We start from the raw sequence: 12,099 nt of genomic DNA, 5'->3' as shown, positions 1-12,099 counted from the left end.
CATGCTAAGGCAGCGACCGCGCGCATTGTGGAATGCGTGACAACCCAATTTCATGGAGATCCAAAATGTCGATCAAGGTGACTTTTCCCGATGGTGCTGCTCGCGACTATTCGCGCGGCACTACCGGCACCGAGATCGTGGAGGGGATCTCCAAGTCGCTGGCCAAGAAGACGGTCGCGATGCGCTGGAATGGCGTGCTGTCGGACCTTTCCGATGCGTTGGAAAGCGACGGCAAGATCGAATTTGTCACGCGCGATAGCGGCTCGCTGGATGTGCTGGAGTTGATCCGGCACGATGCGGCGCACGTGTTGGCCGAGGCCGTTCAGGAGCTCTGGCCCGAAACGCAGGTGACGATCGGGCCGGTGATCGAGAACGGCTTTTATTACGACTTCTACCGTCCCGCTGGTCCCTTCACGGAGGACGAGCTGCGCGTCATCGAAAAGAAGATGGGCGAGATCATCGAGCGTGGCGCTGCCTTCACCAAGGAAGTGTGGAGCCGCGACCAGGCCAAGGACTGGTTCGAGACCAGGGGCGAAGCTTTCAAGGTGGAACTGGTCGACGCCATCCCGGCGGACCAGTCGATCAAGATGTATGCCCAGGGGCAGTGGAAGGACCTTTGCCGTGGGCCGCATATGCGTACGGTCAAGGATGTCGGTCAGGCCTTCAAGCTGACCAAGGTGGCTGGGGCCTATTGGCGCGGTGACAGCAATCGCGAAGTGCTCAGCCGCATCTATGGCACTGCCTTTGCGACCAGGGACGAGCTCGAAGCCTATCTCACGATGATGGAGGAGGCCGAAAAGCGCGACCATCGCAAGATCGGCCGCGACCTCGACCTGTTCCATCTGCAGGAGGAAGCGCAGGGCTCGGTGTTCTGGCACCCGCGCGGCTTCGTGATCTACAACCAGATGGAAGCCTATATTCGTCGGCGCCTGGACAAATCGGGTTACCAGGAGGTCAAGACGCCTCAACTGATGCATGCCAAGTTCTGGGAGCAGTCGGGGCACTGGGGCAAGTACCGCGAGAACATGTTCGTCGTGCCGGACGAAATCCCAAATACCGAGGAAGACGGTCCGGTCGTTTCAGGCGATGTCGACTATCTAGCCCTCAAGCCGATGAACTGCCCTGCCCACGTGCAGATCTTCAACCAGGGTATCAAGTCATACCGCGATCTGCCTCTTCGGATGGCGGAATTTGGCTGTTGCCATCGCAATGAAGCGCATGGCGCCCTGCATGGGCTGATGCGCGTGCGGCAGATGACGCAGGACGACGCGCATATCTTCTGCCGTGAGGATCAGATCCAGTCCGAGACCGAGCACTTCGTGCATCTGCTCTATTCGGTCTATGGCCACATGGGCTTCGACAATGTCGTGATCAAGCTTGCAACGCGTCCCGAGAAGTTCGGTGGCACCATCGAGCGCTGGGATGCGGCCGAGAAAGCGCTTGGCGATGCCCTGCGCGCCACCGGCTATGACTTCGAGATCGCCGAAGGCGAGGGAGCGTTCTATGCCCCCAAGCTGGAATTCCATCTCAAAGATGCCATCGGCCGGTCCTGGCAGGTGGGTACGCTGCAGCTCGACTATGTTCTGCCCGAGCGGCTCGATGCCACCTATGTGGCCGAAGATGGTTCGCGCCAATACGCGGTCATGCTGCACCGAGCGATCCTTGGTTCGCTGGAGCGGTTCATCGGTATCCTGATCGAGAACTATGCGGGCAAGATGCCGATGTGGTTGGCCCCGACCCAGGTGGTGGTGGCCACAATCGTCTCGGAAGCGGATGGGTACGCCGAAAAGCTGGTGCGCCAGCTTCGCGACGCCGGCATCCGGGCAGAAATCGACACCCGCAACGAGAAGATCAACTACAAGGTGCGCGAGCATTCAGTGCAGAAAGTGCCGCTTATGTTCGTGGTAGGACGGCGCGAGGCCGAGGAGGGGACCGTTTCGGTGCGTCGCCTTGGCACCGAAGGCCAAAAGGTCGAGCCGTTCATGGACGCGCTGGTGGCCCTGATGGCCGAAGCAACCCCGCCCGATCTCAAGGACGCGGCGGAAAAGACTGCCTGATGCCGCAGCGTCCGTCCAACCGCGAGATGAAGGCGCTCTATCATCTGGGCGAGGCCAATGTCCTTGGCCCGGATGACTTCAAGGATATTGGCGAGAAAGTGTTCGCCGTGATGCTGCAAAAGAAATGGGTCGAAGAAGTGGAGCCGGGCAAGTTCCGTACCACCGAAAAGGGTCGCGTCATCCATGACGAGGAAGTCTGGTTCGCGGGCCGCTCGAAGCGCTGAACACAACAAGGATTGGGTGAGGCATGGCTGAGCCAATTCACATCACCCGTTCCCTCAGTATCGATCCGTCAGAGATCGAGGAGAGTTTCGTTCGTGCCTCGGGGCCGGGCGGGCAGAACATCAACAAGGTCGCGAGTGCGGTGCAGTTGCGCTTCAATCTTGCGGCCAACACCAGCCTGCCAGAGCCGGTAAAGCGGCGTGTCGCGAGCTTGGCCGGGAGCCGTCTCACCAAGGATGGCGTCATCGTCATTACGGCGAACAGCCATCGGGATCAGCCACTCAACCGGGCCGATGCTCTCGAACGCCTGGTGGCGTTGCTGCGCGCGGGCGTTTTTGTGCCCAAGCCGCGGATTGCCACGCGTCCGACGCTGGCATCAAAGAAACGTCGATTGGACAAGAAGACCAATCGGAGCGTCGTCAAGCGTATGCGTTCTCGCCCGGGTGACTCAGATTAGTGCCGAATGATGTCGTTGCGCTATGAACCGCGTTTTACGTCATAGAACTGATTGGAAAGTGGTACTTTGCTGGCCGCAGGCGGCTTCGAGTCGAAGTGGACATTCAGTCCGTGCGTCCCGACAAGCATGAACGGAGCGAGATCCGGTGAAAATCGCAGTCGTGGGATCGGGCTATGTAGGTCTCGTTACGGGCGCTTGCCTAGCCGATTTTGGTCATGAAGTCGTCTGTATCGACAAGGATCAGGCTAGGATCGCGTCCCTCGAAAAGGGCGGAATACCAATTTACGAGCCCGGACTTTCGGAACTGGTCAATGCGAATATCGTGTCGGAGCGTCTCGCCTTTTCAATCCATCTGAGCGGCGCCGTCAGCCGGGCAGATGTCGTCTTCATAGCTGTTGGCACGCCCAGCAGGCGGGGCGATGGTCACGCCGATCTGAGTTACGTCTATGCCGCGACACGCGAAATCGCCAAGGCCCTATCGGGCTTTACCGTGGTAGTGACCAAGTCCACAGTTCCGGTCGGAACGGGCGATGAGGTTGCCCATCTCATCAAGGCCGAGAACCCACAGGCTGATGTTGCGGTGGTCTCAAATCCTGAATTCCTGCGTGAAGGCGCGGCTATTGAGGATTTCAAGCGACCGGACCGGATTGTCATCGGTCTTGATGATGAGCGTGCGCGCGAGGTGATGACGGAGGTCTATCGGCCGCTCTATCTCAACCAGGCGCCATTGTTGTTTACTGATCGCCGGACGGCCGAGCTGACCAAATATGCAGCGAACGCGTTTCTGGCGATGAAAATCACCTTCATTAATGAGGTGGCCGATCTGTGCGAAGCCACCGGCGCCAATGTACAGGATGTGGCCCGTGGCATCGGGCTGGACAACCGCATTGGGGCGAAATTTCTGCACGCAGGTCCTGGCTATGGGGGGTCTTGCTTTCCCAAGGACACTGCGGCGATGGTCAAGATCGGACAGGATTTCGGGAGTCCGATGCGGTTGGTGGAGACCACGGTCTCGATCAATGATCAGCGCAAGCGGAGCATGGCGCGAAAGATTGTTGCGGCCTGTGGCGGCGATGTGCGTGGGCGGACAATTGGCGTATTGGGTCTGACCTTCAAGCCAAACACAGACGACATGCGCGAGGCGCCTTCGCTTGATGTCATTCGCGGTCTGCAAGACAGAGGCGCGAAGATCGTCGCGTTCGATCCTCAGGGGATGGATGCGGCGCGCGGGTTGACGGAAAATGTCCAGTTTGCCGACAGTGCCTATGACGTCGCTGATGGTGCCGACGCCATAGTGCTGATCACCGAATGGAACGAGTTTCGTTCACTGGACCTGGATCGCCTCAAATCAGCAATGCACATGCCAATCTTCGTGGATCTGCGCAATGTCTACAGGCCGCACGAGTTGCGCCGCCATGGTTTCAGCTATGTCAGTATCGGGCGACCAGAGCAGGATCTGAAGGGTTCCGCCCTCACTGACGCGGCCGAATGATGCTATAGAAGGGCATGGGGTTGCGGATTCTCGTCACCGGTGCGGCCGGTTTCATCGGTTATCATCTCAGTCAGAGCCTGCTGGCGGACGGACACACTGTCTATGGTCTGGATGCGCTCACAAGCTATTATGATCCGGCGCTGAAGCGGACGCGGCTGGATCTGCTGCAGCGACAGAATGGCTTTGATTTTGGCCAAATCGATCTGACCGATGCGGCGGCGCTAGGGGTCTTTGTCGCCGAAGCTGAAGCCGAGGTCGTGTTCCACCTGGCTGCTCAGCCCGGCGTCCGCTACAGCATTGAAAATCCGCAGAGCTACATTCAATCAAACGTGGTTGGTACGGCCAATCTTCTCGAGGCGCTGCGCCAGCATCTGCCAAAGCATCTGATCTTTGCGTCCACCAGTTCGGTCTATGGTGGCAATACGACGATGCCCTACGCAGAGACTGATCGGGCGGACTCACCGCTTTCGCTCTATGCTGCGACCAAAAAATCGGGCGAGGCGCTGGTGCATTCCTACTCGCACTTATGGTCGATCCCTTCGACCTGTGTGCGGTTCTTCACCGTCTATGGGCCGTATGGCCGGCCGGATATGGCCATTCTGAAGTTCGCCCATGCCCTTGCTGCGGGCGAGCCAATTGATGTTTATGGCCATGGGCGCATGCAGCGCGATTTCACGTATGTCTCGGACCTGGTAGCGGCGATGGTGGCGATTATGGAAAAAGCGCCTGTGATGGGGCGCCCGGTGGCCGGGGACAGCCTCTCTGCGGTTGCTCCCTTCCGTCTTCTAAATCTTGGCGGCGGTCGTCCTGTGGCATTGATGGAGTTCATTGCGTCCATCGAGCGGGCAATGGGCGCGAACGCACGGCTCAATGTGTTGCCTATGCAACCTGGCGATGTGGTCGCAACCCAGGCCGATACGGCGTTGCTCAAGGCGCTGATCGGGGAGCTGCCTACAACACCTTTGGACGTTGGGATCGGTCGATTTGTCGCCTGGTTTCGTGAATATTATGGGACGTAATAGTTGATAGCGGACAGCAGCCTGAAGTTTGGTACAAGTGGACTAAGAGGTTTGGCGGTAGAGCTCGAAGGGCAGGCCGCGCGCCAGTACACTACAGCCTTCCTCCGACATCTGGATCTGACTGAGAAGGGTGGTACCAAGCGGGTGTTTCTGGGGCACGACTTCCGACCTTCCAGCCGGGCAATCCTCAAAGACTGCGCTGTCGCTATTAAACATGCCGGACTTGATGCGGTCGACTGCGGGGCGCTTCCGACGCCAGCGCTGGCCTTGCACGCACTTGCCAAAGGCGGGGCGGCCATAATGATCACCGGTAGCCATATTCCGGCCGACCGTAATGGTCTAAAGTTCTATTCACCCAATGGCGAGATAGGTAAGGCGGACGAAAAGCGTATCGTTGATTGCTTGGATCGCGAGAATATTCCCGGGCATGAAGTGCTCCCGATAAATGAAGCTGACCAGGCGAGCGAGAGATACTTCGAACGCTTTGCCAGTTTCCTGACGGAGAATGCGCTGACCGGAAGACGCATTGGCGTGTTCGAACACTCCACTGTAGCGCGTGATTTCCTGGGTCGAGTTCTGCGCCATTTCGGGGCCGAAACGGTCAGCATGGGGCGTATTGATGGCTTTGTTCCCGTCGACACGGAGGCATTCGGCGACGCAGTATTTTCGCCGATCGCTGGCTGGATCCGAGAGTACGGGCTCGACGCGGTCGTTTCCGCTGATGGCGATGGCGACCGACCATTGATGGTTGACGAGGCGGGCCAGTTCATTCGCGGCGATGTTCTGGGCTTGCTCGCGGCTCGCCATTTGCAGGCCCAAAGCGTGGTGACCCCGGTGACTTCCAATTCGGCTATTGAGGCCCTGGGGCTTTTCGAACTGGTGCTGCGCACGCGTGTCGGCTCGCCTTTCGTGGTTGAGGCCATCAATGGAGCTCCAGGTTCTGTCATTGGCTTTGAGGCCAATGGGGGCACCTTTGTAGGGCAGAACGTTGTGGCCAATGGCCAGGCGCTTGGGCCACTGGTCACCCGCGATGCTGTATTGCCCATCCTCTGCGCCCTGGGCGAATGTGTGCGACACAACATGCAATTGTCCGAGATCGTCGCGTCTGTGCCGCTCAAGCACGCGCTGGCGGATCGGTTGCAGAACGTCGCCAACGAACGCAGTGATCGCTTCCTCATGCGTCTACGAGACGAGGCCGAAGCAGAACGATTATTCGCGTCGGTAGGGATTTCGCGGCGCGCCGAAATCGATGGGCTACAATTTTGGACCGGAGCCGGGGACATGGTGCATTTCCGCGCCTCGGGCAATGCGCCGGAACTGCGTTGCTACGTGGAGGCGGGGTCGCCCGAAGCGGCTCGGGACCTGCTGGATTGGGGTATGCAAATGGCGGCCCGGGAAACTTCAAAATAAGAAAAGGCCACCCGAAGGTGGCCTTTTGGACTACTTGGCTTGGGCGCTGATATTGACCTTGCCGATCAGTGATGTGGGATCTTCTTCGGCCTGCATAAAGTCGATCATGCCCAGTCCGGGCTCGGCCTTGGCTTCGATACCGATCATCAGCGTTTTGGCCTTGCCAGCAACGAAACTGTTGATGGCTTCACCCAATTTGGCGGCATCGGCTGCACCAGCCATCATGCCGATGACGCTGCCCTGGGCGAGTCCTGCAAATACCGGCCGTAGAGTGGCCGGATCGGCCCCCTGTTCGGCAGCGACAACTGTCAGGATGATGTCGGACAGGCCTGCATCGGTCACGGTCAGATCAAGGTTCTGCATGGCCACTGACATGCTGGCGGCGACGGAGGCGTCCACATCAAGAGCGAACAGGTCCTCAGTTGCATTGGCGATGGTCCCGGCCAGCAACACCGTGGCGAGGTCTACGCCTGTTACCGAGGCTTCCTCGATGGCGACGGTTTGACTTTGAGCATCCCAGGCCGCGGCAAGGCGGAACCCGGCATTAATATCGGTGATGCCGAGGCTGATCAGCTGCTCAAAGGTTTCATCGCCGGTACCTTGAGGGATCGCTGCTTCAATTCCCGAAGCTGAGACGTCAATGTCTGTCGGAATGCCGTTGAGATAGCTGGCAAGCGAGATGTCGAAAGCACCCACTTTTGCCTGAATGCGGGCGCCTTCATTGTCGGGATCCGGAATATCGATCTCTAGGCCCGCCAGCGACAAGCCCTGCATAGCAGGGATGAGGGCGCGGGCGTTTTCTTCGAACCAGGTCTCGGTGACCTCGACGGGTGCGGTGTCGAGCGCCGCAATGGTCGAGGTCAGGTCCATGGGCTTGATGACAAGACTGTCCATGGTGAAGACACCGTCGCCTTCCACCACGACGCGAAAGCCGTCCATGGCGATTGAGGGATAGATACCGGGCGTCATCCCGCCCATCGTCATACCAGCCACAACGAACGTCATGGGCCGACCATCCTGGTCAACGCCATTGCAGTCAAAGCCCTCAAAGCTCACTTGTGATGTTTCGAACGCGGTCAGGATGTCGGCGTACATCTTGAGGAATTGGCCCATCGTGGCCGGGTCGACATCTTCGTCCCCATCCTCCATGGTTTGGCCAATCGCGATCATGTCGACAAAGGAGGTCTTGAGGGGGCGGGCCTTGAACTCGGCGCCGGTGACACCACCAATATTGCAGGTGACTTCCTCCGATGTCAGCGTGCCGCCCACGGACACCAGATCTGTGTAAATGGTTTCGAGGTCAGTCTGACCGGCCGCGTCTACAAGGCCATAAATCCCGAGGACGCCGGCAATATCGAAGTTACTTGCTGACATGGCGCCAAAGGTGAAATCCGCGTCATCGGCCGACAGGTTGATGCCAGAGAGGCTGATGCTGCCGGCCTTGCCGTCCATCACATCCTCGAGCACAAGATCGGAAAAGGTGATCGTTGCATCTTGGGCTTCATCGTCGGATTGCGAGGTGATGCTTAGCGTGATCTCGGGCACGGAAATGCTGGTTGCATCAAGGCCTGAAAGCGCCTCTGCATTCTCCGCGATTTTGCCGCTGAGAATTTCCGCCAACAGGGCGTCATCGAGATTGGACCCGACGGCCTCAATGGTTGGAATTGAGACAGAATAGTCCATCTCCAGCGCGACGGGAGCGGGATCTGAGACCTTGACCTTTTCTTTAGCCAAGCCAGTACTTGCAGGCAGGGCGACGCTGAGCAAGCAGGCCGCCGTGAGCGCCGCTACTGGCCCTCCATATGATTGTAATCGCATCGTTCTCTCCCGTTCAAACCTATCAGCTGGTGCAGGATTGGGGGCAATTCAAGCGCCCGATCTAGAAGAAGCGCAGGGTCAAGTTGGCGTCAAGCCATAGAACAGGGCGATCTTCTCAGTGCAGACGCTTGTCTACTTCGTCTCCACTGACGGTGACGCTGCATAGGGAGAAAGCCCTATGCTTGGCGGTTGCGCCTATCGAGGCCAAATCAGCGTGGCCGCGTAAACTCCAAAAGAGCTCCAAGGAATGGCGATGCCGTCTTGGCGATGCTCTTCTGCGAACTGCTCTGTCTTCATATCGGGCCCCGAGGGTCCAGCGAACTTACCGCGAATAGAATCAAGCATCTGCAAGACGAACAGGCAGTCCGCCGCCAGGCTCGGTTGCCGGCGCGCATACGGTCCGCAAAAAACAATCCCCGTCCGATCAAACGGCTCTAGACTTTTGTCGATGAGCCACTTTTGAGGAACAGCCATGCCAGACCGTTTCAGTGATCACACATCTGGGCTGACCGCGCCTGCCAGTCACGGATTTTCTATCGTTCCAAGCGACACGCTCGATCTACCCGAAGTGACCAGGGCCATTTTTATTGGCGGTAGCGGTACGGTCAGCATGGTCGTTTCGTCCGGCGCAGAGATCGACTTTGTCGGAGTTGCCGGGGGGACGGTGCTGCCGATCCGCGCCCGCCGGGTTAAGCTGACAGGCACGACTGCGACCAGCTTGGTTGGGCTGGCTTGATGTTGCACATTTCCATGTCAGCCCCCCCATCTGGCCATTGGTGGCCGGGCAATGCCAGTTATGCGCTTGACCTGACGACAGGAACAGGAATGCGCGATGGACAGTTCCGGCCCTTTGGCGAACTTATGTCCTTTTCCCGCAGCACACCTCGGCTTGCGCAAGACAGCACGGGGCGCTGGCACCGCTTTCCAGCAAACGTTCCTGCGATGACCGATTTGGGATTGTGGATCGATACAGGCTGCACCAATCTCGTTGCCGACAATGTCGGCGACGGGGCGACCGCGCTAACGGGCGTTACCTCATCGCCCTGTCTGCGAACGGCTTGGGACAATCACGATCACGAACTGGTCGAGTGCATTTTTGGGCCCTACGACCTACGGTGCCTCATACTGGCCAAAAAATCCGTGACCGGCGCGAGGAGTGCAACGGTCACTCGTAACTTCGCGGTTCGATCCGCCTTTGACCTCTAATGGCGCCGACACGGCCTTTCGGCAACATGCAGTTCACCGACAAGATTGCAGATACCCCTGGGCTAGCATCTGTCACCGTTCAGCCGGGCTGGCATGCTTGTGTGCAAGAGAAGCAAACTTGAAGGCGCGAATTGCTGGTCGCACGGCTGTTTGCCGCAGCGAGAGCACACACTGCTTAGCCCCAAAGTGGCCACGGCAAAATCAAAGACCCGTTGTAGGGCCAGAATGGGCTGAGAATTCTATGCCTCAGTCAGGCAATTCGTCCGCGAGCTCAGTAATTCCAGCGATCGGCCTTGGACGTTGATCACTAGTAGACGCTGGTTAGAACCTCGATCTCGCGCGGGCCGCCGGGTTGGATCTGAATTTCGCGATTGTAGACCTGATCGCCAAGCTTAGCGAGAACCAGATATTCGCCTTCTGTCAGAACGGCGGCTGGGAATGCACCGCGCTCGTTGAATATAGTAACGCCGTCTGCGGTTTTGACTGTCCAGTCGACGTCGGCAATTGCTTCGCCGGCCTCTTCGGAGACCAGCTTGAACGAAATTTCGGCAGCATGGTGATAAAGTGTAGCGTCGGTAAGCTGGCCCGGTTCCACCCTGAGATCGGCACGAACTACGGCATTGATTGAGCCGAAACGAGAGACGATTTCGTACGTGCCGGCGTTGAGCGTCACAATTTCGTTGGGAGGTAAGTCGTCTGCCACCAAGGCCCGGCCGGTTTCTCCACCCGCAGTGAAGATATCGAACTTCAACAGTGCTGGTGATATCGGAACATCGCCGGTGACCGCTGAGTTCAGCCTCAGAGCGCCGGCTTCAAGGACCACTTCATGCGTGTTGGTACCGGGGACCACTATCAACGGTTCACTGATCTGCGCCCGTCCATACGACACATGCACCACATAGTCGCCAACGGGCAATTCGAGCTGCGCACTCCCCGTATTCGCTTTGGCTACAAGTGCCATTTCGCCGTCGTCGGTCGGGGTACTCTCGAAGACACGCCAAACCAGGCCATCGGGTATTGGCATACCTTCGGCCGTAATGCGCGCCATCAGAATGACCGGCTGGGGGACGCTGGAAATCGCAGCGATCGCCTCGGTTGCACTACTTTCTTCGATGATTGGCTCGCCACTCTGGGCGGGTAGGGCGGTGCGATCTGGACGAGGGCGCGGCAATGGGGGGATGTCGGTGGCCTCCTGCGCAAGGACGATTTTCGTGGCCGGCATTGGAGAAAATGCCGTGGCCAGGCCGATCAGGATTGCCAAAAGTCTTGCCGAACGCATGTGGTCTCCAGCTTGCGCCGTCCTTGTAAGAGCCGAATCTAGAATTGGCCTAGCCCCTGATTGGGGAAAAGCTGTGTCATAGTCGGTCGCGATAATAAACCGCTACGCAGGCGATCAAGGGGTTATTGCGCTGCTATGGTCGTCCATCTCATCTCGGTCCGGTGCGGGTTTGTGCAGTTAACAAGGTGTTAACGAGGTGTCGTGGTATGGTGTGCCACTTGATTCTAAGGGTGAAGGCCGACTGCATGGGTGTCCAGTCCATTTCCATTCCGCAGGGCCTTGCCAATGCTCTGAACGCAGCAGGAAACCGCAATGGTGTGGACTTTGATTACCTGCTGCAAACTGCCATACGGGAGAGCAGTCTTGACCCACAAGCGCGCGCTAGTACGTCGTCGGCAGTTGGATTGTTTCAGTTTCTCGAAGGCACTTGGCTGCAGGTGATGAAAGAGGAAGGCCCTCGCTTGGGCTACCAGTCCTTTGCGAGCGCGATTTCCCGGACGAGTGAGGGCGACTACGTCGTCGCGGATTCATCGACGCGGGCGCAGATCCTAAAATTACGGGAGAATCCCCAGATTGCCGCCGATTTGGCTGCGGCCTTCACTCGTTCCAATGGAGACCATCTGCGCAAAGAATTTGGGCGCATGCCAAGCGCTGGTGAACTCTACATCGCGCATTTTCTAGGCGCGCAGGGAGCCGAGAAAATGTTCAGGGCCGGCCTGGAAAATCCGGACCAGTTGGCCATCTCGCTCTTTCCTCGCCAGGCTGCAGCCAACCGAGCGATTTTCTTCAATGCTGATGGCGAAGCGCGTACGATCAGAGAAGTGTATAAGGTCCTGGTTGCCAAGCATGACTTTTCTGCCGGTTCTGAATTTGCCGTACAGCAGATGACGGGAGAAAATGGTCCACCAATTGCTGTCCCAGAACCTGTTCCTTCTCGCTTTTCCGAGAACAACGTATCCTTTTCGGGGCTGTTCCAGAACGCTCCTCCTTCTGAGGCTAATAGCGACGTGGACTTATCCGGCACCACTTTTTTTACCCAACTCTACAATAGGTAGGCTGATTGCCGGAATTGCAGCGGATGGCTTCAGTGCGCGTTAACATTTTGGAGGCTTGTGTATCTGCAAGTTCACGCGGAATGG

General features: G+C 58.1%; 11 protein-coding genes. 9 read left to right on the top strand and 2 right to left on the bottom strand.

Features of this window, described 5'->3' with window-relative positions:
• The first annotated feature begins 65 nt into the window (after positions 1 to 65).
• The 6 genes from thrS to GO014_RS05600 all read left to right on the top strand — a co-directional run bounded on the left by thrS (position 66) and on the right by GO014_RS05600 (position 6,657).
• Entirely contained in the window at positions 66 to 2,057 is a 1,992-nt protein-coding gene (thrS, locus tag GO014_RS05625; protein WP_157289419.1) for a threonine--tRNA ligase, read from the top strand.
• Positions 2,057 to 2,281 carry a hypothetical protein gene (locus tag GO014_RS05620; RefSeq protein WP_116588471.1) on the top strand — a complete coding sequence of 75 codons (225 nt, stop codon included), beginning with the start codon at positions 2,057 to 2,059 and terminating at the stop codon, positions 2,279 to 2,281. Before thrS ends, GO014_RS05620 begins: the two co-directional genes overlap by 1 nt.
• A gap of 23 nt (positions 2,282 to 2,304) precedes the next feature.
• Entirely contained in the window at positions 2,305 to 2,736 is a 432-nt protein-coding gene (arfB, locus tag GO014_RS05615) for an alternative ribosome rescue aminoacyl-tRNA hydrolase ArfB (protein ID WP_157289418.1), read from the top strand.
• Between the two features lie 145 nt (positions 2,737 to 2,881).
• A complete protein-coding gene (locus GO014_RS05610; protein ID WP_343030789.1) occupies positions 2,882 to 4,228 on the top strand; it encodes a UDP-glucose dehydrogenase family protein in 1,347 nt (448 codons plus the stop codon).
• A 14-nt stretch (positions 4,229 to 4,242) separates the two neighbouring features.
• Entirely contained in the window at positions 4,243 to 5,247 is a 1,005-nt protein-coding gene (locus tag GO014_RS05605) for an NAD-dependent epimerase/dehydratase family protein (protein ID WP_343030788.1), read from the top strand.
• A gap of 6 nt (positions 5,248 to 5,253) precedes the next feature.
• Positions 5,254 to 6,657 (top strand): phosphohexomutase domain-containing protein, encoded by a 1,404-nt coding sequence (locus tag GO014_RS05600; protein ID WP_343030845.1) that lies wholly within the window; start codon positions 5,254 to 5,256, stop codon positions 6,655 to 6,657.
• A 30-nt stretch (positions 6,658 to 6,687) separates the two neighbouring features.
• On the opposite strand, the gene GO014_RS05595 is transcribed toward GO014_RS05600, so the two are convergent.
• Complete coding sequence (locus GO014_RS05595) at positions 6,688 to 8,391, bottom strand: hypothetical protein (protein WP_157289417.1); 1,704 nt, start codon at positions 8,389 to 8,391, stop codon at positions 6,688 to 6,690.
• 556 nt (positions 8,392 to 8,947) lie between these two features.
• Between GO014_RS05595 and GO014_RS05590 the strand changes: the two genes are divergently transcribed.
• Positions 8,948 to 9,211, top strand: coding sequence for a spike base protein, RCAP_Rcc01079 family (locus GO014_RS05590; RefSeq protein ID WP_157289416.1), 264 nt, complete (start codon positions 8,948 to 8,950; stop codon positions 9,209 to 9,211).
• Positions 9,212 to 9,417: 206 nt separating this feature from the next.
• Entirely contained in the window at positions 9,418 to 9,681 is a 264-nt protein-coding gene (locus GO014_RS05585) for a hypothetical protein (RefSeq protein ID WP_157289415.1), read from the top strand.
• A 307-nt stretch (positions 9,682 to 9,988) separates the two neighbouring features.
• On the opposite strand, the gene GO014_RS05580 is transcribed toward GO014_RS05585, so the two are convergent.
• The gene (locus GO014_RS05580; RefSeq protein WP_157289414.1) at positions 9,989 to 10,960 is read right to left on the bottom strand and encodes a hypothetical protein; all 972 of its coding nucleotides are present in this window, start codon (positions 10,958 to 10,960) and stop codon (positions 9,989 to 9,991) included.
• Positions 10,961 to 11,205: 245 nt separating this feature from the next.
• Between GO014_RS05580 and GO014_RS05575 the strand changes: the two genes are divergently transcribed.
• Positions 11,206 to 12,015, top strand: coding sequence for a transglycosylase SLT domain-containing protein (locus GO014_RS05575; RefSeq protein ID WP_157289413.1), 810 nt, complete (start codon positions 11,206 to 11,208; stop codon positions 12,013 to 12,015).
• The last annotated feature ends 84 nt before the right edge of the window (positions 12,016 to 12,099 follow it).

The organism is Devosia marina (assembly GCF_009758415.1).
Taxonomy (GTDB): Bacteria; Pseudomonadota; Alphaproteobacteria; order Rhizobiales; family Devosiaceae; genus Devosia; species Devosia marina.
Note: the sequence above shows the minus strand (reverse complement) of the source record. Positions and strands in the feature narration are given on the sequence as shown.

Bases quoted from the DNA above. Each gene is read 5' to 3' on its own strand.
- GO014_RS05620 (WP_116588471.1), top strand. From the start codon at position 2,057: ATGCCGCAGCGTCCGTCCAACCGCGAGATGAAGGCGCTCTATCATCTG.
- GO014_RS05605 (WP_343030788.1), top strand. From the start codon at position 4,243: ATGGGGTTGCGGATTCTCGTCACCGGTGCGGCCGGTTTCATCGGTTAT.
- arfB (WP_157289418.1), top strand. From the start codon at position 2,305: ATGGCTGAGCCAATTCACATCACCCGTTCCCTCAGTATCGATCCGTCA.
- GO014_RS05575 (WP_157289413.1), top strand. From the start codon at position 11,206: ATGGGTGTCCAGTCCATTTCCATTCCGCAGGGCCTTGCCAATGCTCTG.
- GO014_RS05580 (WP_157289414.1), bottom strand. From the start codon at position 10,960: ATGCGTTCGGCAAGACTTTTGGCAATCCTGATCGGCCTGGCCACGGCA.
- GO014_RS05585 (WP_157289415.1), top strand. From the start codon at position 9,418: ATGACCGATTTGGGATTGTGGATCGATACAGGCTGCACCAATCTCGTT.
- thrS (WP_157289419.1), top strand. From the start codon at position 66: ATGTCGATCAAGGTGACTTTTCCCGATGGTGCTGCTCGCGACTATTCG.
- GO014_RS05590 (WP_157289416.1), top strand. From the start codon at position 8,948: ATGCCAGACCGTTTCAGTGATCACACATCTGGGCTGACCGCGCCTGCC.